Source organism: Microbacterium amylolyticum (assembly GCF_011046975.1).
Lineage (GTDB): Bacteria > Actinomycetota > Actinomycetes > Actinomycetales > Microbacteriaceae > Microbacterium > Microbacterium amylolyticum.
Genome location: NZ_CP049253.1, coordinates 306,558 through 330,495 on the forward strand (window position 1 = coordinate 306,558; position 23,938 = coordinate 330,495).

Below are 23,938 nucleotides of genomic sequence, written 5' to 3' on the forward strand. Positions count from 1 at the left end.
CTCGAGACATGACGGGTCCACGTATTCAGATCACCTTTTGTACACAGTGCCGATGGCAGCTACGCGCACAGTGGTACGCGGGGGAGCTGTTGCAGTCGTTTCCCGATGAGATCGGAGAAGTCGCGCTGGTTCCCGCCACGGGCGGTGTCTTCCGCATCGACATCGGCGACGCGCACGTGTGGAACCGGAAGCGTGATGACGGCTTTCCGGAGATTACCGAGTTGAAGCGGCGTGTGAGGGACATCATTGCGCCCGAAAAATCCCTCGGACATGCGGACCGGCCCGCCACCTAGCGGAACCCGTCAGAGCGTCCCTATGTGCCGGTTCCCGTCGCAACGGTCGGGATAGGACCCGTCCCGTCCGTCGCGGGCGGAACATCCGACAACACCGGGGGCGCCGCGCGGTGCTGTGCTACTGCGGCGCGTGCTCGTTGCGTCGAGCGGCGCGTGACGATCCACATCTGCTTCGAGATGCGAGCGATCTCGGCACCCGCGATGCGTCCCCACCGTGTGATGGCGATGCCGGCGAAGCGTGCCCCGCGAGATGTCGCTGCCGCTGCGCGCCGCGCGCCGACGGCTGCGGCGGACGCTGCTCGTCGCCATCCGTCCTCGAGGAAGAAGCTGCGCGAGGCCTGACGAATTCCCGTAATGCCGAAGTCGTAGGCGAGGCGGACAAGGAGAACAGCGGCGAACAAGAGCCCGGCCGAGGCGACAAGTGCCAGGATGCACACCGCCACCAGTCCTATGACGATCAGCACAGGCTCTCCCTTCCCGATGTTGAGACATGCGCGGGGTGATGTGAGCGGGCCGCGATCCGCTCGATCGTGCTGCCGCTCTCTGGTTGATCGTAAGCCCGCGCGCGGCAGTGTCCGTTGCGACGCGCACGGCGCACAGGGCGTGTCGCGGCAGTCGTTATTTTCGTTATCTTCCACGGGATGAAAGGCCCATCGAGAATGACGATTCCCCGGGGCGTCGCGGATGAATAGCATGGGCGTATGGTGACGAAGCCCCCGACGCAGAACATCGATGAATCGCAGCTCACGGTGGGCGATCCGAAGACACGCGCGGTGGGAATTCCCGCCGTTCTTCACGCGCTCAAGATGTCTGTCGACCAGATGGGCGCCGTACGGACGGCGCAGACCTTGCTCCGGGTGAATCAGAAGGACGGCTTCGACTGCCCGGGCTGCGCATGGCCAGAAGAAGACAAGCGTCACCTCGCGGAGTTTTGCGAAAACGGCGCCAAAGCGGTGGCGGAAGAAGCGACGATCCGCCGTGTAGAGCCCGCGTTCTTCCGCGAAAACTCCCTTGACGATCTGCGCAGTCGTGACGACTGGTGGCTCGGACAGCAGGGCCGGTTGACAACGCCGATGATGCTCGATGAGGGCGATACGCACTATCGGCCGATCTCATGGAGCACGGCGTTGGACACCATCGCCGACCACCTGCGCGAGCTGAGCGATCCGAATGAGGCCGTTTTCTACACCTCCGGCCGGGCGTCGAACGAGTCAGCCTTCCTCTATCAGTTGCTCGTTCGCGGATTCGGCACCAACAACCTGCCCGACTGCTCCAACATGTGCCACGAATCCAGCGGGTCGGCGCTGACCGAAACGATCGGAATCGGTAAGGGCACGGTCTCGATCACGGACATCCATGAGGCCGATCTCCTGATCGTTGCGGGACAAAACCCGGGGACGAACCACCCTCGTATGCTCAGCGCGCTGGAGAAAGCAAAAAAGCGCGGCGCGAGGATCATCGCCATCAATCCCCTGCCCGAAGCGGGGTTGCTGCACTTCGACAATCCGCAAACTCCGCACGGCGCGATTCTCGGTGGCACGAAGCTCGCCGACGACTTCGTGCAGATCCGACTAGGCGGCGACCAGGCCCTGTTCCAGGCGATCGGCAAGCACCTGCTGGAGCAGGAAGCTCTTCACGGCGGTGTGGTAGATCAGCGCTTCGTGGCGTCGCACACATCAGGGTTCGACGCCTATGCCGGGTCGGTGGCGGAGGTCTCGTGGTCCGACCTAGAACGGGCGACGGGCCTGAGCGAAGAGCGCATGCGGGCGATCGCCGAGCAGGTTCGTGCGTCACAGGCGACGATCGTGTGCTGGGCGATGGGGCTGACGCAGCACAAGCACTCCGTTCCCACACTGCGCGAAGTGGTCAACGTTCTCCTCCTTCAGGGCAGTATCGGTCGCCCGGGTGCCGGTGTGTGTCCCGTTCGCGGTCACTCCAATGTGCAGGGTGACCGCACAATGGGCATCTATGAGAAGCCATCCGAGTCTTTTCTCCAGGCACTCGACGATGCGTACGCGTTCTCGGCGCCGCGCGAACACGGTTATGACACGGTTGCGGCCATCCGGGCGATGCGCGATGGCGACGTGCGCTTCTTTATGGGGCTGGGCGGCAACTTCGTCAGCGCGACGCCCGACACTGACGTCGTTGAGGCGGCGATGGCCAAGGTAGACCTCACGGTTCAGATATCGACCAAGCTCAACCGATCGCACGTCGTCACCGGCACGCGCGCCATCATCCTGCCCGTTCTGGGCCGTACGGATCGCGATATCAGAAAGGGCGGCGAACAACGCGTCACGGTGGAGGACTCCATGGGAGCCGTTCACGCCTCGCGCGGTCGCCTGTCGCCGCCAGCGGCGGACCTGCTCAGCGAGGTCGCGATCATCGCCGGGTTGTGCGAGCGCGTTTTTCGCGACCGTGCGAACGCCCCCCGGGCCGACTGGGCGGCGCTCGAAGGCGACTACGCGCTCATCCGCGATGGGATCTCTCGCGTCGTTCCCGGTTTCGGCGACTACGAAGAGCGCATTCAGGGAGGACGAACCTTCTTCTTGCCGAACGGGCCTCGTGATGCACGCAGATTCGACACCCCCACGGGCAAGGCGATGTTCACCGCCAACCCGCTCGAATACCCGCACATTCCCGAAGGGCGAGTTCTGTTGCAGACTCTTCGTTCGCACGATCAGTACAACACCACCATCTATGGCAAGGACGACCGCTACCGCGGCATCCATGGCGGGCGTCGAGTCGTTCTGATCAATGCCGAGGACATTGACGACCTCGGTTTTCACGACGGAGACATTGTCGACATCGTTTCCGAGTGGCAGGGGCCAGAGGGCAGAGAAGAGCGCAGGGCGGAAGCCTTCCGCCTGGTTGCCTATGACACCCCGCGACGCAACGTGGCCGCGTACTACCCGGAAACGAATGTGCTGGTTCCGCTGGAGTCGTACGCGGATATCAGCGGAACGCCCACCTCGAAGGCGGTCGTGGTGCGATTCGAGAGTCGGGGCTGACATGGGGCGAATCGTTGCGCGTCGCCCTGTGACCCGCATCTCGCTGACGAACGGCGTGCGTCGTCGTCCCGATACGCTGGCAGTGGAAGAACCCCTGGAGATTCGCGTTGGCGGAGAGGCTCTCTCGATCACGATGCGGACGCCAGGCCACGACGTGGAAATGGCGACGGGTTTTCTTCTCTCCGAGGGCGTTGTGCGTTCCGGCGCCGACATCGCTTCCGCGATCCACTGCGGTGGCCCGGGAACGGGCGGCGAGGCGAACACCTATAACGTTCTTGACATCACCCTTGCTCCCGGGGTGGCACCCCCGCGCCCAGACATGGCGCGGAATGTGTACATGACGAGCTCGTGTGGTGTCTGCGGAAAGGCATCGGTCGACGCGGTGCGAACGGAGTCTGTGTATCCCGTTGCACATGATCCGCTGGTGGTTGACGCCGCGGCTCTTGCCTCGTTTCCCGACCTGCTCCGCTCCCATCAGAGCGTCTTCGACCAAACGGGCGGCCTTCACGCTGCTGCGCTCTTCGACGGAGTCACGGGCGACCTCGTTGTTGCGCGAGAAGATGTCGGACGCCATAACGCCGTCGACAAGGTTCTCGGGTGGGCGTCAATGAACGGACGTCTCCCGCTGTCTGGTCACGTTCTGATGGTTTCGGGACGGGTGGCATTCGAAATCGCGCAGAAGGCGCTCATGGCGGGTGTTCCCGTCATTGCCGCGGTATCGGCGCCGTCATCGTTGGCGGTCGATCTTGCGGCCGAGAGCGGCCTGACGCTGGTGGGATTTTTGCGCGGCGACACGATGAATGTGTACGCGGGACAGCACCGGATCCGTCACTCCGTGCTGGCAGCTAGCTGACGCTGTCGGACGAGCGCCGATCATTCACCTTTGCGTCAGAGAACCGACATGTGATGTCGGGACGTGGTTTACCGGAGGCGAGGAGCATCGCCGGACGGGCCCAGATGGGCCGCCGACCGCTCACGACCCGGGAGACGCATGCCGAAGGTCGACGTCCCGGTTGCCTGGGTCGAATCTCCTCTGCAGCTCATTGGCGCAGCCGAATGGGCTGCCCACACCGGGGTGCGTGTCGATCTCGCCGCCCGTCTGGCGACTCAGGTCGAGGAAACGGCGCGCGAACTTTCTGTGCGCGGAGCGCTTTTTGGCATCCAGGACGGGTTCTGGGGGATCCCCTGGCGGATGCTTTCCGCGCACGACCACTGGCTTGTCGGTGATGGGTTCTCGGGGCAGTTTCGTCTCGCGGCCACCGTGCTTCGTCCGCGACGCCTCACGTTTCTTGATGACGGGCTGAACGCCGTCTCCTTCGTGGACGCCTTAACAGGTGTCCGTTCCTACTCGCGGCCCGGCGTGGCGGAGCGGGGGCTGAGCCGCCGGGTCGCGCCTCTTGCGCTCGACACCGTACGGATGCGCGCCGCATCGGGCGCAGTGGATATCTTCACGGCGTTTCCGTTGGGGGCGCAGCGGGAAGACCGGCTCGCAGACCTGGGAGTGGGGTCAGTGCGACACGACTTCTCGTGGCTCCGATCGACGGCCCCGAGCCGGTCCTTGTGGCGCGCAGAGCTGTCATCGCGCATCGTGCTTGGGACGGCCCGCGTGGAAGACGGCCTTATTCCGCGTCAGGCATATATCTCATGGGTTCGGGAACAGGCACGCGGCGGAGCCGCCTATCTTCCCCACCGCCGAGAGAGTTCTGCTCTCGTCGATGAGATTGCGGCGACGACGCTCGCGCGTCCGGTTCGCATTCCGCTCCCCGTCGAAATCGTGCTCGCAGGCGAGGGGCGTTCTTTCGACATCGTGACGCTCCGCTCAAGCGCGGCGACAACGCTGCGTCGTGTGCTGGCCGGGACCACGAGTAGCGTTCGCGAGCTCGACCTTTTCGCGCAGAGAGAGGACGCGCGGTGACGGCGGAGACGGTGGCGATCATTCCCGCGCGCGGTGGTTCGAAGGGGATTCCCGGCAAGAACCTCGCCCTGGTTGGCGGCGTACCACTGATCGCACGAGCCGTACGCACCTGCACGCAGATATCGGGTATTGACCGGGTCGTCGTCACAACCGACGATCACGAGATCAGTCGCGTTGCGCGCGAGTGGGGGGCCGACATTGTCCTGCGCCCCGAGGAGCTCGCCAGCGACGAAGCATCGTCGGAATCGGCGTTGCTGCACGCAATCCATGAACTGAGCCATCGAGGGGTCGAGATGGCAACGATCGCGTTCGTGCAGGCGACGTCCCCGCTTCTTCCGCGCAGAGAGCTCGAAGCGGCCGTGTCGATGGTGCGCGGAGGCACGGCGGACGTAGCGTTTTCCGCTCGTGAGTCGTATGAGTTTTTTTGGGCCGACACAGCGGACGGCGCCTGGGCAGTCGGGCACGACGCCGCACATCGGCCACGTCGGCAAGACCGCGAGGCGTTGTTCGTCGAAACCGGTGCGTTCTATGTGATGGACGCGATGGGATTCCGTGCGAGCGGCCACCGCTTCTTCGGGCGGACCGAGATCGTCGTGGTTCCGGAGCAAACCGCGATCGACATCGACACCCCGGCCGATTTGCGTCTGGCTCGGCTCGTCGCGAGTGCCTTCCCCGAGGAGGCACGCGACGCGGGACCGATTGACGTTGACGCAGTGATCACCGACTTCGACGGTGTGCACACGGACGACACCGCGATCGTGTCCGAGACGGGCGAGGAACACGTGCGCGTGAGCCGCTCCGACGGGATGGGCGTGCGCCTCTTGCGTGAGGCCGGCGTGCCGATTCTGATCCTCTCAACGGAGGTGAATCCCGTTGTCGCAGCCCGCGCGAACAAGCTTGGCGTTGAGGTGATCCAGGCTCTCAGCGACAAGGAATCCGCGCTGAGGACCTGGGCTCGTGAGCGGGGTATCCCCCTGGAGCGTATCGCCTATGTCGGCAACGACGTCAATGATCTTGGCGCACTCGAGGCGGTCGGCTGGCCCATTGCGGTGCCCGACTCTCATCCGCTTGTTGCGGCGAGCGCGCGCAGTTTGCTCACCCGTCCGGGCGGACATGGGGCTGTCAGAGAGCTCGCAGAACGGGTGCTTGCCGCGCGGCGGCCGGCACCGCTAACAGAAGGGATGCGTCCATGAGCGTCACCATTGGCTCACACGACATCGGCGGCGGGGCCCCGGCCTTTGTCATCGCCGAGATCGGCCTCAACCACAACGGATCGGTTGAGCTCGCCAAGCACCTCATCGATGTTGCGGCGAACGCCGGCGCGGACGCGGTGAAGTTCCAAAAGCGCACGCCCGAGATCTGCACTCCGGCGTACATGCGCGATGTTCCGCGCGAGACGCCGTGGGGCACGATGTCGTACCTCGAGTATCGTCACCGCGTCGAGTTCGACCGGGACCAGTACATCGATATCGGCGATCATGCGCTGCTCCGCGGCCTTGAATGGTTTGCTTCGCCCTGGGACGTGCCCAGCGTGGAGTTCCTGGAGGACCTGGGCGTTGTGGCACACAAGGTGGCCTCTGCGAGCGTGACGGATATCGAGCTTTTGGAGGCGCTGCGCGACACGGGAAAGCCCGTTATCTTGTCGACGGGAATGTCCACGATGGACGAGATCGACCGGGCGGTCGAGACGCTCGGAACATCGAACCTCGTCGTCATGCACGCAACGTCCACCTATCCGATGGAACCCGACGAGGCGAACCTGCGTATGATTCCGGTTCTCCGCGATCGTTTCCCCGGGGTACCCGTCGGGTATTCGGGTCACGAACGCGGACTGCAGATCTCGCTCGCCGCCGTCGCGCTGGGCGCGCAGGCGATAGAACGCCACATCACGCTCGACCGAACGATGTGGGGATCGGACCACGCGGCATCCCTCGAACCGGGCGGGCTCAGCACACTGGTTCGAGACATTCGGATCATCGAGACGGCACGGGGCGATGGCGTCAAGCGCGTTTTCGCCGGTGAAGAGGCGCCGAAAGCGAAGCTGCGCCGCGTCGGCGCGTGAGCCTGCGGGTTGTCGCGGTTGCCGACACCGACTCATACGTGAAGTGGGCGGCATGGTTGCTCGGATCCGCGGATGTCGACGGAACCCTCGTGGTGCTCGACACGGAGCTTGTTGTGACGGACGGACAGCTGAGTCGCGCGCTGGCGGGGGCCGGTCTTGATCAGCAACGGGTTGCGCGCACCTCGCTTGACGATCTTCCGCACCGGCTGATCGGCGCCGACGTCGTGCTGGTTGCTGCGCGCGGGCCCGTGGCCCGTGTGATCGCTCGCGTTGCAGCGCACGCGGAGCCTCGCGCCGTGCGTGCGACCGGCCTGCCGGGGATTTCCATCCCAGCAACGTGGCGTGCGCTGCACTTTCGGCGCGCGTGCGAGATGTTCATCCTTCATTCGCGCCGTGAGGTGAGCGAGTTCGCGGCGTTGGCGGTCGAGCGCGGAATCACGCAGCGCTTCGCCCTTGCGACGCTTCCGTTCGCGCGTCAGAGAAAGTGGCTGAGCTCGGACGAGGGAACGGACCTGGTATTTGCTGCCCAGGCACGCATCCCTGCTGACCCTGCCGAGCGACTCCGTGTGGCACGGATCCTCGTGCGTGCCGCCGAGGCGGACCCGTCGCGCAGGGTCGTCCTCAAACTGCGCGGACGGCCCGGAGAGCACGAGACCCACCGCGAAGATGATCCGTATCCGGCGATGCTCGCGGCCATCGGTCAGCCGCACAACCTCGTCATCTCGTATGAGCCGATGTCGGCAGCTTTGGTATCGGCGCAGGGACTTGTGACGGTGAGTTCAACGGCCGCAATTGAGGCGGCGGCGCACGGAGTTCCGGTCATCGCCCTCGATACGTTCGGAATCGACGATGCGCTGATCAACACCGTGTTTCACGGGAGCGGCCTCCTCGCGGGGGAGGAGGAGGTCATCGCGCGGAACTTCCGCCATCCCGCTGCAGAGTGGCTCGACGAAAACTACTTTCACGATCCGGCGGACGATACGTGGGTTGCGCTCGCACAATCACTCGTCGAGGAACGGCAGAAGGAAACGTCGTCCCCCGTGCGCGAAGAACGTCAGACGCTTCTTCGCACGGCGCGGTTCGTGTGGGAACGCCGACTTGCGCTCGGCAACCGCGACACATCAGCGGCGGGCCGGGCGGCGTTCGTCGTCGGCGTTCCCGCCCGCGGCGCCCTGCGTCTTTTCCGCCGGGTACGTCGCCGTCTGGCCAGGACCTCCTGACGCGCTCCCGCACTCAGCAGGCGAGCTGTGACCGCAGCCGAGCGATGTGCCGCGCTGTGATGTCGTCTTCTGCGACGCCCTCGTCGAAGCGCGGGCGCTCACGGATGACCTCAAAAGCGACCTCGGGAACCTGCCCGTGGGGGCGAACATCGAGGTGCGTCGTTGTGAAGCCCAGCTCGTGAAGTTGGCGGGACATGTCGTAGTCCTGACCGGAGTCGCCGGCCGTGAACCAGGTTCGCGGGGGCGTCATCCGCTCACTGATCAGTCCGAGCGCACGCCGAGCACCCAGTGCCTTCCCGCTGTTGACATGTTCGACATCGATGGAGATCACCGTGGGATAGATTGACATGCTCTCCGCGCCGGTACGTTCGATCGCCTCTTCGATCTCCGCCACCATGGATGTGCGGGCAGCGATGAACGTCTCGTTCGGCACATCGACGTGGTGTTCGATCGACAGCATCGTTCGCTTGGTCTCATCGAAAAATACGATGTCTGAGAACCGCTCGGCGATGGCCCGCACCTCGTCGATCAAGGCGTGTGGTGGCACGAGGGTTTCATCGCGCAGAACCTCTCCCATTACGGGATCGGCGGTATCGGGGAGAAAAGAGAACCATGTTCCGCCTTTTTCCCCCACGCCCCACACCGGGGCATTGGCTGACATCCCTGCTTCCACAAGACGGGGGACGACCTGTTCGGCGAGAAAGTCAGTTGACCGCCCCGTGTTGAAGACGATGGGACAGCCGGCTTTGGCCAGGGCGACGAGGTCGGGGGCAAGCGTCGGAACGCGCATCGTGCGGGTTACCGTGCTCGCGAGCGGGCCATCGACGTCGAGGAGAAGCCCGAGGGTAGGGGTATGCGTCACTCTGACATCCTCTCGCGATTCATGTCACGTGCGTGTTGCAGTCGCCGCGCGTCACGGAATAGCAATCGGTGTCCGCCGTGAGCTGTCCCACGGTTCCTCCCAGCCGAGACGGGCGAAGAGCCGGTCGAGAATTCCCGCCGTGAACCCCCACACAACGTGGTGGCGCTCGTGCACGGTGAGCTCCCACGCCGGTCCGGTGCGGACCAGATCCCCCTGCGGGATTTCCCAGAGCGATCTGTTTGCCGGATCGAGGAGGTCAGCGACGGGGGCACGGAAGACGTCAGACGATTCGGCGTGATCAACAACACCGACGGGCGACGGGTCTCTCCACCATCCGAGAACGGGCGTGACGGCGTGTCCGGAGAAGGGGAGGGGAAGCGGTTCCAGAGTTCCGAGAACTTCGACGCCCGCGGGGTTCAGGCCCGTTTCTTCCTGAGCTTCACGCAGCGCGGTGGCAACGATGTCCGCGTCGCCGGGGTCGACGCGCCCGCCGGGAAACGCCACCTGCCCTGGGTGCGAACGGAGCGTCGTCGCGCGGGTGAGAAGAAGAACATCCAGATCGCGACCAACGGCCTGAGCGCTGTGTTCCGAGGGAACGCCATCGAGAACGCCAAAGAGAATGAGGATGGCGGCGTGCGTTGCCGTTGTGTGATCGAACTCGTTCGGTTCGGGTGCCTGCCACAGGGGTTGGCCGCGGAGGCGAGACGGCAGCGCACTGAGCTGTTCGTATGCCAGGTTCATCCGCGCCATGCCTCCAGTATCCGTGTCCGCAGGGTGTTGCCGCGCTCGGCGAAGGCGCGTTGCCGGCGGACATACTCCGCTTTTCCTTCCGGCGTCTCGATCTGAACGGGCAGAAATCCGTGCTCGCGAAGGTCGTAGGGGGCCGCTTCCATATCGAGCTGCCGGATCTCGCTGGCCAGCTCGAAGGCGTCGAGCAGAATCTCGCCCGGCACGAGGGGGCCCAATTTGATCGCCCATTTGTACACATCCATGCCGGCGTGCAGACAACCAGGCTGATCGAGATCGGGCTGTGCTTCGCGCGTTGGGCGCAGGCGATTTCGCGGAACGGCGTCCGGGGTAAAAAACCGAAAAGCATCGAAGTGTGTGCACCGCAGGTCGTGCGCTTCGACGACATCATCGGTTCCGGCCCGCCCGAGACGGAGCGGCTGCGGGTGCCGATGCTCATCCTGTCGGTAGGCCATTGCCCACTCGTGCAACCCGAAACAGTCGAATTGCCCGGGGCGTGCGGCGGTTCGGCGCAGCATGATCTCGATCAGGCGCGTGAGCGATGTCTTCTCGCGCTCGAAGGCATCCACGTCCACGGCGAGGGAACCGGGAGATGATCCGGGCACGTACCACCGCCACTGCGCGCGCGCATCACCGCGGGCGTTCTCGAGTTCAACGCCGGCGCCCGGGTGCCAGCGGCGCAAAACAGCAGGCTTGTAGGAGTAGTACGTGAACAGGAAGTCCCAGACGGGGTGCTTTTCGCCTCGCGCCTGTCGTGCGCGGTGGGACGCCGTGAGCGCATCGGCGCGTCTGGCGTGCGCGCTCTCCCTGGCGCGCCATTCGGGTTCGGTGAGCGTTATCACCGGGCCAGAATCGCCCCCATCGCCCGTGTGAGGTACCAGGGATCGATAACGGTTGTGAGCTCGCGCGCCGAGTGCATCGACAGAATCGGCACACCCACATCAACTGTTCGGATACCGAGACGGGTGGCGGAGATGGGGCCAATCGTTGATCCGCACGGGACCTGGTTGTTCGAGATGAACTCCTGGGACGGAACGCCCGCGTCGCGACACGCGGAGTTCCAGGCGGCGGCGCCGTGAGCGTCCGTTGCGTACCGCTGGTTCCCATTGATCTTCAAGATGGGGCCGCCGCCGGCAACGGGCCGGTTTGCGGGGTCGTGGCGATCGGCATAGTTCGGGTGAACGGCGTGCCCAACGTCGCTCGAAACATGGAGCGAGGTCGCGAACGATATGGCCCGCTGTTCGTCTGTGGCGCCGAAGACGCCGAGGATGCGGCGCAGAACGTCCTCGTGGAAGGGCCCGGCAGCGCCGGATCGCGATGCGGAGCCGATTTCCTCGTGGTCGAAAGAGGCGAACATGGCGATCGAGCTCGCAGGCTTCGCCTGTTCGATGGCGATGAGTCCTGCGTGGGTCGACAGCAGATTGTCCATGCGCCCGCTCGCGAACATCTCCTCATGAGCGCCGAAAACGCGGGGCGGCTGCGTATCGGCCGCGACGATGTCGTAGCCGGCGATGTCCGCAGCGCGCACACCAGCGCGATCAGCCAGAACGGCGACGATGTCGGCGGATTCGGCTTCACCCAGGCCCCACACGGGAGCCGTGTGGCGCTGCTTATCGAGAGTGAGTCCGTCGTTCACCTGACGATCAAGGTGAATGGCGAGCTGGGGGATACGCGCGATCGGCCCGGTGCGAACGATGTGCTCGGCGCCGTTCGACGTCACGATTCGTCCGGCAAGCTCAAGCTCGCGGTCGAGCCAGGAATTGAGGAGGGGGCCGCCATAGACCTCCCACCCCAACTGCCACCATCCGCCCGCGCCGACCGTGGTCGGACGCGGTTTGAGCTTGAAGGAGGGAGAGTCCGTGTGGGCGCCGACGATCGCGAATGGCGTTGTCGCCTCGACCGTTTCCGGCAACACGAAGGCGATAATCGACCCGTCCCGCACAACCAGATAACGCCCGCCCGGTGTCAGCTCCCACGCCTGTGCCTCGTCCAGCGGAACGAAACCGGCAGCGGTAAGGCGCCGTGACGCTTCCTGGGCGGCGTGATACGACGACGGGGAGGCCTGCACATACGCGGCGAGGTCATCGGCATGGGCACGTGCGGCTGCGGGGATCGAGTGAGTCACCTGACCATTCTTCCCGATTGCGCCGTGAGGGGCTCGGATCAGAGCGGCTTGATGAGCGTGGCGTCGTTGTTGCGAACGTTTCCCACCGCAGTGCCGACTTCGTGCCAGGCGAGAGACTCGGCAACGCGCGGCGCATCGTCAATTCCCGCGTCCAGAACATCGCGCGGATCGGAGGTATCGGTGTCCAGCCAGGCGTCCGCATGGTCGACATCGAGAAAAACGGGCATGCGATGATGCACCGATCCGAGGCGTCCGACGGCTTCGCGCGTCAGAATCGTGAAGCTGAGAACCCAGCGTGCCGGATCCGTTTCGCCTGCTTCTGGGTTTCTCCACCACTCATAGAGCCCCGCGAACAGAACGGGGTCGCCGTCTGCAGAGTGGACGAACAGCGGAACCTTGCCTTCTTCGGTCGTTTTCCACTCGTAGTAACCCGTTGCTGGAATCACAGCCCGTCGGCTCTGCAACGCTGGCGCGAACATCTTCTTGTGCTCGAGTTCTTCCGCCCGCGCGTTGAAAGCCCGCTGGCCGATGCTGAGGTCTTTTGCCCAGCGCGGAACGAGGCCCCAGCGGGCACTCTCGAGGCGTCGCGTTGGAGGCTCCGTTTTCGATGAGTCCAGAACGATCGCGGCCGACTGCGTCGGCGCGATGTTGTATGACGGCGCGGGCAGATTGTCGGCGATGTGATCAGCGCGGAGTTCTCCCACGAGTTCATTGCCGACTTTGGCCACCACGAAGCGTCCGCACATGCTTCGAGCGTACGCGTTGACGCCTGTCGTGCGAAGTATGCGGATGAATGGGCCGGGTGAACGCGGGATGCTTCGTCGGTAACGTTTAGGTCACGGGCGCGACGCACATGGACGTGTGACGCGCGGGAGGGCGCCATGCCTATTTCGCGACTTATCCGGACCATCACCGCTGCCACATGCCGGGCCGCGCGGGGAAGCGTTGTGAAACGCACAGCGGCGGTGTGCGCGGCCACAGCGGCCCTGTTTGGGGCGGGCTTTGCGCTGGCTTTGTCGGCGCTGCAGTTGACGCCACTCGTGATTATCTCGGGGTCCATGGAGCCCGAGTTTCCCGTGGGCACCATCGTCTATTCCGAAACGGTTGCCGTAGAGGAGGTGGATATTGGCGATGTCGTCACCACCGATCGCTTCAATGGTCCCGGAACTGTCACGCACCGTGTTGTGCACATTGATTTCAGCTCACAGATCGCCGACGGAACGGCAGTTCTGACGCTGAAGGGAGATGCGAACTCCGGCATTGACCGTGAGGGATACACGGTGACGGAAGTGGGGGTCACGCGCTTCGCTGTTCCCTACATCGGTCTCCCACAACTGTGGGTGCAGGATCTCCTCGGGATCGATCCGCTCCTGCACGGATCATTGGAAGTCCCGCGAGCGATGCCCGATTCCGACGCGGAGGTCTTCGACACCGTCGGCGACAACATTGACGACGCCCTCGGGTGAACGCTCGAGCACGCCGCGAATGATGAGCGCAGGACTGTCACGCAGAAGACGGCGGAACCGTGTCCACACGCCAACGGAGCAGATCACGTTCACCAGACCGTGCTCGTCTTCCAGGTTGAGGAAGGTGACCCCGGACGCGGTCGCGGGTCGTTGGCGATGTGTGACGAGACCGGCAATTTCGATGCGCCGCTCTGACTCATGTGTGCGCAGCTGACGAGAGGTGAGAACGCCTCGGGCATCGAGCGGACCGCGAAAATGTGTGAGGGGATGATCGTCGGAGGAAATCCCCGTCGCCCAGAGATCGCTCGCCAGCCGTTCGTAGCTTGTCGGATCGGGGAAGAGCGGAGGCTGTACGGCCTGCACAGTTCCCTCAAGGAACTCGGGACGGTCCTTGGCAGCGGCGCCCGCGAGCCACAGTGCCTCCCGAGTGCCGTACCCGAAAGAAGCGAACGCTCCCGCTGTTGCGAGCGCTTCCACCTGGGCGGTGTTGAGGCCCGTGCGGCGAACGAGGTTGTTCAATGATGTGAACGCGCCACCCCGTGTCCGCTCCTCGATGATTCTCTGCGCCGTTTTCTCGCCGATTCCCGTCACGCCCGCTAGCCCGAGCCGCACAGCAAAACCCCCGTCACGCCGATGCTCCTCATGCCGGTCGGGCGCCGAGGCATCGAACCTGGCCGGGGGTGTCTCCCGACCATCCGCGAGATGATCGCGCAGACAATCAGCCAGCCCCGTCGGCCCGCGACGATTCGGGTCACGCGCTTCCAGCGCTTCCTCGGCGCCCGAGAGGGAGATGTCCGGCCGGAGCACCTCGACACCGTGCCGCCGGGCATCAGCGGTGAGCGTGGCGGGGGAGTAAAACCCCATCGGCTGTGCACGCAGGAGTGCCGCAAGAAAAGCCGCGGGGTAGTGCAGTTTGATCCACGAGCTCGCGTAGACGAGCAGGGCGAAAGACAGCGAGTGGGACTCCGCGAATCCGAAATTGGCGAACGCCTGGATCTGCGCGTAAATCGACTCGGCGAGCTGTCCCGTGATGCCGTTGCGTGCCATGCCGGCGTAGAGCTTTTCCTTCAGCGAGTCGATGCGTTCCTGACCGCGCTTGGATCCCATCGCGCGGCGGAGGAGATCGGCGTCTTCTCCCGTGCAGTCGCCGACAGCCATCGCCATCTGCATCAGCTGTTCTTGAAAAACGGGAATGCCGAGGGTCCGCCGCAATACGGGTTCGAGCTTTGGGTGTGCATAGGTGACGGGCTCTGTTCCCATCCGGCGTCGCACGAAAGGGTGCACAGCGCCACCCTGGATCGGGCCGGGGCGAATGAGTGCGATCTGAACAACGAGGTCATAGAAGCACCGCGGCTGCAACCGCGGCAAAAGCCCCATCTGTGCGCGCGACTCCACCTGGAACACCCCGATCGAGTCGGCCCGGCACAGCATGTCGTACACGGCAGGTTCCTCGCGTGGCAGATCCCGTAACTCGAACGCCTCGCCCGTGGAGGCACGGATGATGTCGAAGCAATGTTGCAGAGCTGAGAGCATGCCTAGGCCTAGCAGATCGAACTTCACGAGCCCCATCCACGCCGCGTCGTCCTTGTCCCACTGGATCACGGTGCGATCCGGCATGCGGGCGTGCTCGATCGGAACAACCTCGCCGACGGGACGATCGGTGAGCACCATGCCACCCGAGTGGATACCGAGATGCCGCGGCGCTTTCAGAAGCTCGGATGCGTATTCGATGACGCGATCCGGGATCGTGTGATCGGGCCCGGAATCGAGTTTCCCGCCCCAGCGTTCCACCTGGCGTGACCAGGCGTCCTGCTGACCGGGGGAATAGCCGAGCGCCCGTGCAACATCACGGACGGCGTTCTTCGGGCGGTACTGGATTACCGTGGCCACCTGGGCCGCGCGGTCGCGTCCGTAGCGCTGGTAGACCCACTGGATGATCTCTTCGCGGCGATCGCTATCGAAGTCCACATCGATGTCCGGCTCTTCGTCGCGCATCGCTGAGAGAAAGCGTTCGAACGGTAGCTGATAGGCGATCGCATCGACGGCCGTGATGTTCAGGAGGTAGCAGACGGCGCTGTTGGCCGCCGAGCCCCGCCCCTGGCAGAGGATGCCGCGGCGTCGTGCCTCCTGAACGATGTCGTGGACGATGAGGAAGTAGCCGGGAAAGTCTTTTTGTTCGATGACATCGAGTTCGTGCGCAATGCGCTGTCGGTCTTCTTCACGAAGGCGGGGGTAACGCTGAGGAACGGCGGCCCACACGAGTTTGCGCAGATAGGACATCGGCGTATGGGGCGCGGGAACCTGCTGTTTTGGCAGAGCGGGCTTTGCCCTGCGGAGGGGAAAAGCGAGCTCAGCGGCCAGGTCGGCTGCGCGTTCGATTGCCTCCGTATGCCGGGGAAGGAGCCTGGCCATTTCATCGCCGGAGCGCAGGTGGGCTGATGCGTGGGCCGGGAGCCATCCGTCGAGGTCGTCCATGCTGCGGGTGGCTCGAATTGCCGCAACGGCCTGAGCAAGTGGTGCCTTGTCTGGTGTTGCGTAGTGAACCCCGTTGGTGGCAATCGTTGGCACTCCCACACGCTGGGCAATCTGCGCCAGAACATCGATTCTGTTGTCATCGAGGGGGTCGCCGTGATGGGTGAGTTCGACAAAGACGCTGTCGTTGCCGAACAGATCAACGAGTCGTCTGAGCTCCTTCTCGGCCGCAGAGATACGTTCCGCCCGTGGCAGATTACGTCGCAGAGCCCGGCCGACCGCCCCCTTGCGGCAACCGGTGAGAACGGCGATGTGCCCGGCCGTGTGCTCTGCGAGTTCTTCGATGTCGTATAGCGGGCGCCCTTTCTGGCGGCCGCGTAGCTGCGCACGCGTGATCGCTCCGGCGAGCCGGTGATAGCCCTCTTCGCCGCGCGCGAGGGTGAGCAGGTGCGTGCCGACGGGGTCGGCGATTCCCTGTTGCGGAGCAGGAAGGCCGAACGAGAGCTCGGAGCCGAATACGGTGCGAAGCGATGTGTGCTCGGCGGCCTCCGCGAAACGCACTATTCCGGGGAATCCATCGTGGTCGGTGAGGGCGAGCGCCTCAAGCCCCAGCCGCTCTGCTTCTTCTACCAACTGCTCGGGGGAGCTCGCACCGTCGAGAAAAGAAAACGACGAGTGTGCATGGAGTTCGGCGTAGCGCGTTAGCGAGGGTGTTCGCGTGATGACCGGCGGGTCGTATGGCGTGCGTTTTGTGCTCCACGCCGGGCTGTCCCCGGCGTCTGCGCCAACGGGGCGCAGATCGGGGCGTGTGCCGCTGAGAGCGCGCTCGAGCTCGCTCCAGGGGATCGGGGGATTTTTCCACCCCATTACGAGTACTTCCCCTCTAACCACCACTCGCCATTTTCGAGAACGACGAGCCAGGCATCACCCGACGCATCAATCACCTGGAAGCGGTGCGCATGGCGCGCGCGATCGACATCCCATGTGTGTTCGACAACCGGCCACGGCCCCGCCCATCCGGTAACGGCCTTTCCCGCGATCTCTGCGGGAGGAGCCGTGAGGAGGCCACGTTCATCAACCCGAACCTCGGCGCCTGCCGCGCCGGATACTCGAACAGAGCGAGGCAAGCGGAAGATTTCCGTGGGAAGCGGATCGGGAAGCGAACCGGGCCATGGCAGCGCAGGATCGCGGTCTGATGTCTGCGCATCGCCCCAGGGCACGAGCACCTCGCGTTCGGCGAGGAACCGCCCTCCCGCGAGCGTTGGCGTGAGAACGCCCTCGTGTCCGAGCGTGGACTGGAGCCTCGTCATGGCGTGGTGCGAACGTTCGTCCGGCCCCTGGCCGATAAGCGTCGGCTGATGGGCTGTGGCGGCATCGACCGCCTCCGGCTCGATGAGTACACGGCTGGCACCGCCGGGGAGGGCGCTTTCTGACGGTGAGAGTTGCGCCTGCACTGGGGCTTTGTGACGGGCCTCGGCCTCGAGCTGCCACCGCACCCGGTCGACGACGCTTGCGGCATCGAAGTGTTCGGGATGCTGCCAGATGCGCTCGCTCCGACCTCCGAGGTCGCTCTCGATTGTGATGCGCACTGCTGTGACGATGAGGCCTTCTGCGGCGGCGGCGTTGCAGAACGCCTCGGCCGTCTGACGCACGGCGAAGGCCACCTGCTCGGCCATGTCCAACGGGGGCTCGAACGCGATCTCGCGGACGATCTCTGTCGGCGGGGGCATCGGGGAAACGTGGCGGGAGTCTGCCCCGGAAGCGAGTGCGCGCAGACGGAGCCCGTGATCGCCAAGACGGTCGTGAACGAGCTCGGGTGAAAGTTGCGTGAAGCCGCCGAGGGTGCGGATACCGAGCCGGGCAAGCAGGAGTGCGATATCACGATCGCCGAGGGCGGTCACGGGAAGCGGGGCGAGAAAATCGGCTGCACCGCCGGGAGGAACGATGGCAATGGGAGGAGAGTCGGCCCGTGTGCCCGCGCTGCGCGCGGCCTGCTCTGCTGTGAAGATCCCGTCGGCGATACCCGCGTGTGCATGGGGGAAGCCGGCGTGCGCGAGCGCGCCGAGCAGAGCTTCCGCTGCGGAGCGTTCGCCCCGATAAAACCGTGCGGGCCCGCGAGCCCGCAGAGCGGCAAGACCCGGGCGCAGCGGCTGTACACCGGGGGAGAGGCGCTCGAGAACCGCGAGGACATCGTGAAAAGACCGAGCATCCCTGCTCTCGTCAGCACGCGCGATGCGGAGGGCAGGGCACGCGGCCTGCGCATCTCTGCGGCGCTGGGCGCGGGAGACTCCGGCGTTGCGGGCGGCCTGGTTGCAGGCAACTACCGTGTTTCCGTGGAACAGGGCGATCGGATCACTGTCTTCCGGACGGTCAGCGGCTCCGATCTCACGTGCTGTGGAACGCAGATACGCCACGATGGGCCAATCGGGAATCCACACGGTGATCACTCGCACCGGGGGTGCTGACGGGTTCGTGAGCGCGGAGACGCCCTCGCGAACCGCGTTCATGCTCCGACCGCCCGCAGTCGCGGACGCTCCATGTGTGCGTGGGCGGCGGACTCCAGTTGGCCCGATGGGCCGGGGAGGAGGACGCGAACAGAGCGCTCGTGCGGAATTCCCCGTCCGCCAGCAGCGATCGTGACGGCCCGCGAGGCGATAACGCCGTGGCCGTTGTCGACGCCCTTCCACTCCGGATCACGCATTGTGAGAAACGCATCGGCCCCCGGCCAGGGGCCGCACACGAGCAACGTGCCACCGCGATCGCGAAGGCGGGCATCGAGGCGAGCGACCTCACCGGGCATGACGCGACCCTGCGGACGTACGGCGACAACAGGGAAGACCTCGGCCGCATGATCGGCTGCCTGCATCCAGCGCTCTCCGGGATGAGGAACGAACACGAGGCGTGAGAGATCTGCCCCGTGAGCCTCGGCGGCGGCGGCGGAGAGATGAGGAAGGCCGATTGCCGCGCACCATGCGCCCTCGGAAGAGGGGGCGCCGAGAAGCGCGAGCAGAAGGCTGGCGGAATCCGGCAGGGCATACGCGGCGCCGGGGCGCAACCCGCCGTGCGGGAACAGGGGGCTGATAGCAGAGGGAACCGGCAGCGCATCGACCGTGGCCGTGCGCCGCTGCATCTGCCCGATCTGCGCGCGGAGCTGCGTGACCTGGGAGATCTGTTCCGCCCGTTGGGCGGCTTGAACGACAGCCATTCCCACACCTCCAGAATAGAACGTATGTTCGATACTAACAATGAGTATTCGAACACTATTCCGAACCCCTGACAAACAAGCGGGGCGGAGCGGGGCTTCGTGAACGGGCGTGCGCTACAGCAGGTTGACCTTCTCCAGGCGCTGAGCAAGACCAGCGCCGTCATGCGCCGTCACCCAGGGCACACCGGCGGCCGAGTGGTCGTCAACGTATTGCCGACCACCGGCAAGAACTGCCTCCGTGGCGGTCAGGCGGCGAATCGCCACACCAGCGACAGCATCAGGGTGCTCGGACGTAAAGGTCGTATAGATCTCATCGTCGTGCTGGCCATCGTCACCGATCAGCAGCCACTGAACGTGGGGGAACTCCTCGGCGAGGCGCCGAAGGTTCGTTTCCTTGTGTTCACGGCCGCTGCGGAACCAGCGGTCGTGCGTCGGGCCCCAGTCGGTGAGCAGCATCGACCCGCGCGGGAAGAGGTTGCGGTGAAGAAAGCGGGTCAGCGTCGGTGCGACATTCCACGCCCCCGTCGACAGGTAGATCATGGGCGTTCCTGGGGTGCGCTTGGCAAGGCGCTCAAGCAGAACGGCCATGCCCGGAACCGGCTGCCTGGCGTGTTCGTTGACGACGAAGGAATTCCACGCGGCCAGCAAGGGGCGGGGCAGAGCCGTGACCATGACGGTGTCGTCCACATCACAGACGATGCCGAAGCGCACATCGGGATCGACAACGAAAACGGAAGCCTCGGCGGGCTCGCCGTTTTCAACGGACATCTGAAAGGTCTGCCATCCCGGGGCGAGATCAGCAGGAAGAACGGCGTCAATGACCCCGCCGCGATCGGCGGCGACCTCATGTGTGCGTCCAGCGATCGTGACGGTGACGGTCGAGAACGCAACCGGAATTCCGAGAAATGCCCGCCATCCGCGCACACCCGCATCGCGTCCGCGTTTTGTGGACAGAGGGGGAAGGATGAGGACACGTCCGACAACGCGAATCCAGCCGTCCCCGCCGTATCCGGGGAAGGGGACAACGCGGGGGGCGCGTCCTGTGCGGCGGGCAACACGCTCGCGCCATCCATGGAAGCGGCGTTCGAGTCGGGCTACCCAGTGGATTCTTTTACGCGTCGCGAGGGGAGGGCGTTGGGGCACCCGCTCAGTCTTTCATGTGGCGCGCCTCGCGCCACTGCAGGAGCTTCTTGCCGGCAAACAAAAGAAGAAGGCCCGCCACGATGATTCCCACGAAAACGTACCCCGCGTAATGGGCGCTGGAGCCGAGCTCACGGTACGTGCCAGCTGCCGAGGCAGAGATGGTGATGTAGATGCCGGACCACAAAACACAGGCAGGGATCGTCCAGGCGAGGAAGCGGCGGTATGAGTACTTCGACATGCCAACGATCATCGGCACGAGCGAGTGCATAACGGGAAGGAACCTCGAGAGGAAGATCGCGATCCCCCCGCGGCGCTCAAAGTAGTTCTCGGCGCGCTGCCAGTTTTTTTCACCGATCCATCGGCCAACGCGAGAGGCGCGGAAGTGCGGCCCCACCCACCAGCCGATCGCATACCCGATGCTCTCGCCGACGAGAGCGCCGAGAACGACGAAAAGACCGAGAATGACGCCCTCGAGAACCGAGGTCACGCCCATGGCGCTCACGATGACGATCGTGTCACCCGGAACGATAAGCCCGATGAGCACGCTGGTCTCGAGGGCGATTGCCACCGACGCGATAAGGATGCGTAACCAGGGTGCAACGCCCTCCACGAAATCGAGAATCGCCGTCAGGACATCGTTGAGCACGGCGACACCATACCGGGGCAACCTATCGGCGTCGTCCATTCCACGTGGAGGCGCGCGCGCCGACCCCGCGCTAACCTGGTATCTCCCAGTTTTTCGCGCGCGAGGGACAACGCGCGCCGTTCACTATGCGATTGGCTCCTACAGACGTGTCACAGACCAGCTCTCCCGAGATCTCCGCACACGAGACGATCGATGTGCACGCCATCCAGGCCAAATGGCAGGCGCACTGGGAGCAGAAGAGCACCTTCTCCGCCGGCGACGAGCGCGATACGCGTCCGCGCAAGTACGTTCTGCCGATGTTCCCGTACCCCTCCGGTGATCTGCACATGGGTCACGCGGAGAACTATCTCTACAGCGACATCATTGCGCGCTTCTGGCGCCACCGCGGGTACAACGTTCTGCACCCCGTTGGCTGGGATTCTTTTGGCCTTCCCGCTGAGAATGCCGCGATCAAGCGTGGCGCCGATCCGCGTGAGTGGACATACGACAACATCGCCCAGCAGCGAGACAGCCTGAAGAAGTACGGCGTTTCGTTCGACTGGTCGCGCGTTCTGCACACCTCCGATCCCGAGTACTACCGCTGGAACCAGTGGCTGTTCCAGCAGATGTACGATCGCGGCCTCGTATACCGCAAGGACGGCTACGTCAACTGGGATCCGGTAGACCAGACCGTTCTTGCAAACGAGCAGGTTCTTCCTGACGGCACATCGGAGCGCTCTGGCGCGGTCGTGGTGAAGAAGAAGCTCACGCAGTGGTATTTCAAGATCACCGATTACGCCGACCGGTTGCTGGACGATCTGAACCAGCTCGAGGGTGCATGGCCGAACAAGGTGCTGCAGATGCAGCGCAATTGGATCGGCCGTTCTGTTGGCGCCGATGTCGACTTCGAGATCGAGGGCCGTGACGAGAAGGTCACGGTGTTCACAACGCGCCCCGACACGCTGTACGGCGCAACTTTCATGGTTGTCGCGCCCGACAGCGATCTGGCATCCGAGCTGGTCTCGACAGCCGATGCCGAGACGCAGCAGCGTTTCCAGGAATATCTGGTGAAGACGCAGAAGCAGACGGAAATCGAGCGGCAGGACGCCTCCCGCGAGAAGACCGGCGTTCCGCTGGGGCGCTACGCGATCAATCCCGTCAGCGGCGAGCGCCTGCCGATTTGGGCGGCTGACTACGTTTTGGCTGATTACGGACACGGCGCCGTCATGGCCGTGCCCGCTCACGACCAGCGTGACCTCGACTTCGCGATCGCATTCGACCTGCCTGTGCGCATCGTTGTCGATACGACGGCACCGATTACGGGCGCTATCCCGGTGATCGAGACCGACGATGACGGCAACCTCATCGAGCCGGATCCGCTCCCCAGCCCCGTCGAAACCGGAGTGGCACTTCCGGGCGAGGGGCGGATGATCAACTCGGGCGAGCTCAACGGCATGTCCAAGCGCAACGCGATCGCCAAGACGATCGAGATCCTTGAGGCGAGGGGGACGGGGCGTGCAGCCAAGCAGTACCGTCTGCGCGACTGGCTGATTTCGCGCCAGCGTTTCTGGGGAACGCCCATTCCGATGGTGCACACCGAGGACGGCCGGATTGAAAAGGTTCCGGACGCTGAGCTGCCCGTGCGTCTTCCCCAGGCGAAAGACCTCGATCTTAAGCCCAAGGGATCGTCGCCGCTGGGCGCTGCGACCGAGTGGGTCGAGACAACCGATCCCGTCACGGGTGAGCGCGCGTTGCGCGACCCCGACACGATGGATACGTTTGTCGACAGCTCCTGGTACTACATGCGGTTCCTGTCGCCGGGCAACACAGAGCGCGCCTTCGATCCGAAGGACGCGCAACGGTGGGCTCCCGTTGATACCTATGTCGGTGGCGTTGAGCACGCGATTTTGCACCTGCTGTATGCGCGTTTCATCACCAAGGTGCTCTTCGACCTCGGTCATGTCGACTTCACCGAGCCGTTCTCGGCGCTGATCAACCAGGGCATGGTCATCCTGGACGGCGCGAAGATGTCGAAGTCGAAGGGCAACCTTGTTCTGTTCAGCGATGAGCTCGCGGCGCACGGAGCCGACGCTCTGCGCGTTGCGCTGGCCTTCGCCGGTCCCGTTGAGGACGATAAGGACTGGAAGGACGTTTCGACGGCCGGTGCGACGAAGTTCCTCGCCCGCGCTCTGCGTGTTTCGCGCGAGGTCTCGAGCGAACCGGGCGTGAAGTGGGCCGATGGCGACCAGGGCCTGCGCCGCGTGACGCACCGCCTGCTGGCCGATGCGCCGGGGCTCGTCGAACAGACGAAGTTCAACGTTGTTGTCGCGCGTCTCATGGAGCTGGTCAACGCCATCCGCAAGACGATCGATCAGGGCCCCGGAACCGGCGATCCCGCCGTTCGTGAGGCCGTGGAAACAACGGCGATGCTCCTCGACCTGTTCGCTCCGCACACGGCAGAAGAGATGTGGGAGCAGCTCGGCTATGAGGGCTCCATTAGCCAGCAGACATGGCGCGACGCCGACCCGACCCTCCTGGTGGAAGAAGACGTGACGGCCGTTGTTCAGGTCAACGGAAAGGTGCGCGCTCAGCTTCAGGTGTCCGCGAAGATCGACACCGCGACGCTCGAAAAGCTGGCCCGCGAGGACGAGCGGGTTGTGCGTTCGATCGGCGATCAGCAGATCGTGAAGGCGATCGTTCGCGCGCCGAAGATCGTCAGCCTCGTCGTCAAGTAGGTCGTTCACAGCCGAACATCGGCGATGTTATCTGAGGGCCGCGCGTTCTGAACGAACGCG

At 64.6% G+C, this 23,938-nt stretch carries 20 protein-coding genes; 9 read left to right on the plus strand and 11 right to left on the minus strand.

Annotated elements, in window-relative coordinates:
• Positions 1 to 8: 8 nt before the first annotated feature.
• On the plus strand, positions 9 to 293 hold the full coding sequence (locus G6N81_RS01625) for an Rdx family protein (RefSeq protein WP_165132201.1): 285 nt from the start codon (positions 9 to 11) through the stop codon (positions 291 to 293).
• A 20-nt stretch (positions 294 to 313) separates the two neighbouring features.
• On the opposite strand, the gene G6N81_RS01630 is transcribed toward G6N81_RS01625, so the two are convergent.
• The gene (locus G6N81_RS01630; protein ID WP_165132204.1) at positions 314 to 757 is read right to left on the minus strand and encodes a hypothetical protein; all 444 of its coding nucleotides are present in this window, start codon (positions 755 to 757) and stop codon (positions 314 to 316) included.
• 237 nt (positions 758 to 994) lie between these two features.
• On the opposite strand from G6N81_RS01630, the gene G6N81_RS01635 reads away from it, so the two are divergent.
• From G6N81_RS01635 to G6N81_RS01660, 6 genes are all read left to right on the plus strand, one after another.
• Complete coding sequence (locus tag G6N81_RS01635; RefSeq protein ID WP_165132207.1) at positions 995 to 3,301, plus strand: FdhF/YdeP family oxidoreductase; 2,307 nt, start codon at positions 995 to 997, stop codon at positions 3,299 to 3,301.
• A gap of 1 nt (position 3,302) precedes the next feature.
• Positions 3,303 to 4,154: a formate dehydrogenase accessory sulfurtransferase FdhD gene (fdhD, locus tag G6N81_RS01640; protein ID WP_165132210.1), complete on the plus strand. Its 852-nt coding sequence runs from the start codon at positions 3,303 to 3,305 to the stop codon at positions 4,152 to 4,154.
• Positions 4,155 to 4,292: 138 nt separating this feature from the next.
• Complete coding sequence (locus G6N81_RS01645) at positions 4,293 to 5,216, plus strand: hypothetical protein (RefSeq protein WP_165132213.1); 924 nt, start codon at positions 4,293 to 4,295, stop codon at positions 5,214 to 5,216.
• The gene (locus G6N81_RS01650) at positions 5,213 to 6,409 is read left to right on the plus strand and encodes an acylneuraminate cytidylyltransferase (RefSeq protein ID WP_241245021.1); all 1,197 of its coding nucleotides are present in this window, start codon (positions 5,213 to 5,215) and stop codon (positions 6,407 to 6,409) included. The genes G6N81_RS01645 and G6N81_RS01650 overlap by 4 nt, the downstream gene beginning before the upstream one ends.
• A complete protein-coding gene (locus tag G6N81_RS01655) occupies positions 6,406 to 7,278 on the plus strand; it encodes an N-acetylneuraminate synthase family protein (RefSeq protein WP_165132216.1) in 873 nt (290 codons plus the stop codon). Before G6N81_RS01650 ends, G6N81_RS01655 begins: the two co-directional genes overlap by 4 nt.
• Positions 7,275 to 8,498, plus strand: coding sequence for a DUF6716 putative glycosyltransferase (locus tag G6N81_RS01660; RefSeq protein WP_165132219.1), 1,224 nt, complete (start codon positions 7,275 to 7,277; stop codon positions 8,496 to 8,498). Before G6N81_RS01655 ends, G6N81_RS01660 begins: the two co-directional genes overlap by 4 nt.
• Before the next feature lie 13 nt (positions 8,499 to 8,511).
• On the opposite strand, the gene G6N81_RS01665 is transcribed toward G6N81_RS01660, so the two are convergent.
• From G6N81_RS01665 to G6N81_RS01685, 5 genes are read right to left on the minus strand one after another with little or no spacing between them, the layout of a single operon-like run.
• Positions 8,512 to 9,360: a Cof-type HAD-IIB family hydrolase gene (locus G6N81_RS01665; RefSeq protein ID WP_165132222.1), complete on the minus strand. Its 849-nt coding sequence runs from the start codon at positions 9,358 to 9,360 to the stop codon at positions 8,512 to 8,514.
• A gap of 51 nt (positions 9,361 to 9,411) precedes the next feature.
• Positions 9,412 to 10,110, minus strand: a complete 699-nt coding sequence (locus G6N81_RS01670; RefSeq protein WP_165132225.1) for an NUDIX hydrolase — start codon at positions 10,108 to 10,110, stop codon at positions 9,412 to 9,414.
• Positions 10,098 to 10,946, minus strand: coding sequence for a 3-methyladenine DNA glycosylase (locus G6N81_RS01675; RefSeq protein WP_165137570.1), 849 nt, complete (start codon positions 10,944 to 10,946; stop codon positions 10,098 to 10,100). Before G6N81_RS01675 ends, G6N81_RS01670 begins: the two co-directional genes overlap by 13 nt.
• Positions 10,946 to 12,232, minus strand: coding sequence for a M18 family aminopeptidase (locus G6N81_RS01680; protein ID WP_165132228.1), 1,287 nt, complete (start codon positions 12,230 to 12,232; stop codon positions 10,946 to 10,948). Before G6N81_RS01680 ends, G6N81_RS01675 begins: the two co-directional genes overlap by 1 nt.
• 38 nt (positions 12,233 to 12,270) lie before the next feature.
• A complete protein-coding gene (locus tag G6N81_RS01685; RefSeq protein ID WP_165132231.1) occupies positions 12,271 to 12,978 on the minus strand; it encodes an SOS response-associated peptidase in 708 nt (235 codons plus the stop codon).
• A 201-nt stretch (positions 12,979 to 13,179) separates the two neighbouring features.
• Between G6N81_RS01685 and G6N81_RS01690 the strand changes: the two genes are divergently transcribed.
• Positions 13,180 to 13,698, plus strand: a complete 519-nt coding sequence (locus tag G6N81_RS01690; protein ID WP_165132234.1) for a signal peptidase I — start codon at positions 13,180 to 13,182, stop codon at positions 13,696 to 13,698.
• Here the strand turns inward: G6N81_RS01690 and G6N81_RS01695 are convergent.
• From G6N81_RS01695 to G6N81_RS01715, 5 genes are all read right to left on the minus strand, one after another.
• Positions 13,612 to 17,037, minus strand: a complete 3,426-nt coding sequence (locus G6N81_RS01695; RefSeq protein ID WP_165132237.1) for an error-prone DNA polymerase — start codon at positions 17,035 to 17,037, stop codon at positions 13,612 to 13,614. The two genes, G6N81_RS01690 and G6N81_RS01695, sit on opposite strands and share 87 nt — an antisense overlap.
• Positions 17,037 to 18,677, minus strand: coding sequence for a DNA polymerase Y family protein (locus tag G6N81_RS01700; RefSeq protein WP_165132240.1), 1,641 nt, complete (start codon positions 18,675 to 18,677; stop codon positions 17,037 to 17,039). Before G6N81_RS01700 ends, G6N81_RS01695 begins: the two co-directional genes overlap by 1 nt.
• A complete protein-coding gene (locus G6N81_RS01705) occupies positions 18,674 to 19,375 on the minus strand; it encodes a hypothetical protein (protein WP_165132243.1) in 702 nt (233 codons plus the stop codon). Before G6N81_RS01705 ends, G6N81_RS01700 begins: the two co-directional genes overlap by 4 nt.
• 114 nt (positions 19,376 to 19,489) lie before the next feature.
• Positions 19,490 to 20,518: an App1 family protein gene (locus G6N81_RS01710; protein ID WP_241245022.1), complete on the minus strand. Its 1,029-nt coding sequence runs from the start codon at positions 20,516 to 20,518 to the stop codon at positions 19,490 to 19,492.
• A 4-nt stretch (positions 20,519 to 20,522) separates the two neighbouring features.
• Positions 20,523 to 21,164: a DedA family protein gene (locus tag G6N81_RS01715; RefSeq protein WP_241245023.1), complete on the minus strand. Its 642-nt coding sequence runs from the start codon at positions 21,162 to 21,164 to the stop codon at positions 20,523 to 20,525.
• Positions 21,165 to 21,289: 125 nt separating this feature from the next.
• Between G6N81_RS01715 and leuS the strand changes: the two genes are divergently transcribed.
• A complete protein-coding gene (gene leuS, locus G6N81_RS01720; protein WP_165132249.1) occupies positions 21,290 to 23,878 on the plus strand; it encodes a leucine--tRNA ligase in 2,589 nt (862 codons plus the stop codon).
• Positions 23,879 to 23,938 lie beyond the last annotated feature (60 nt).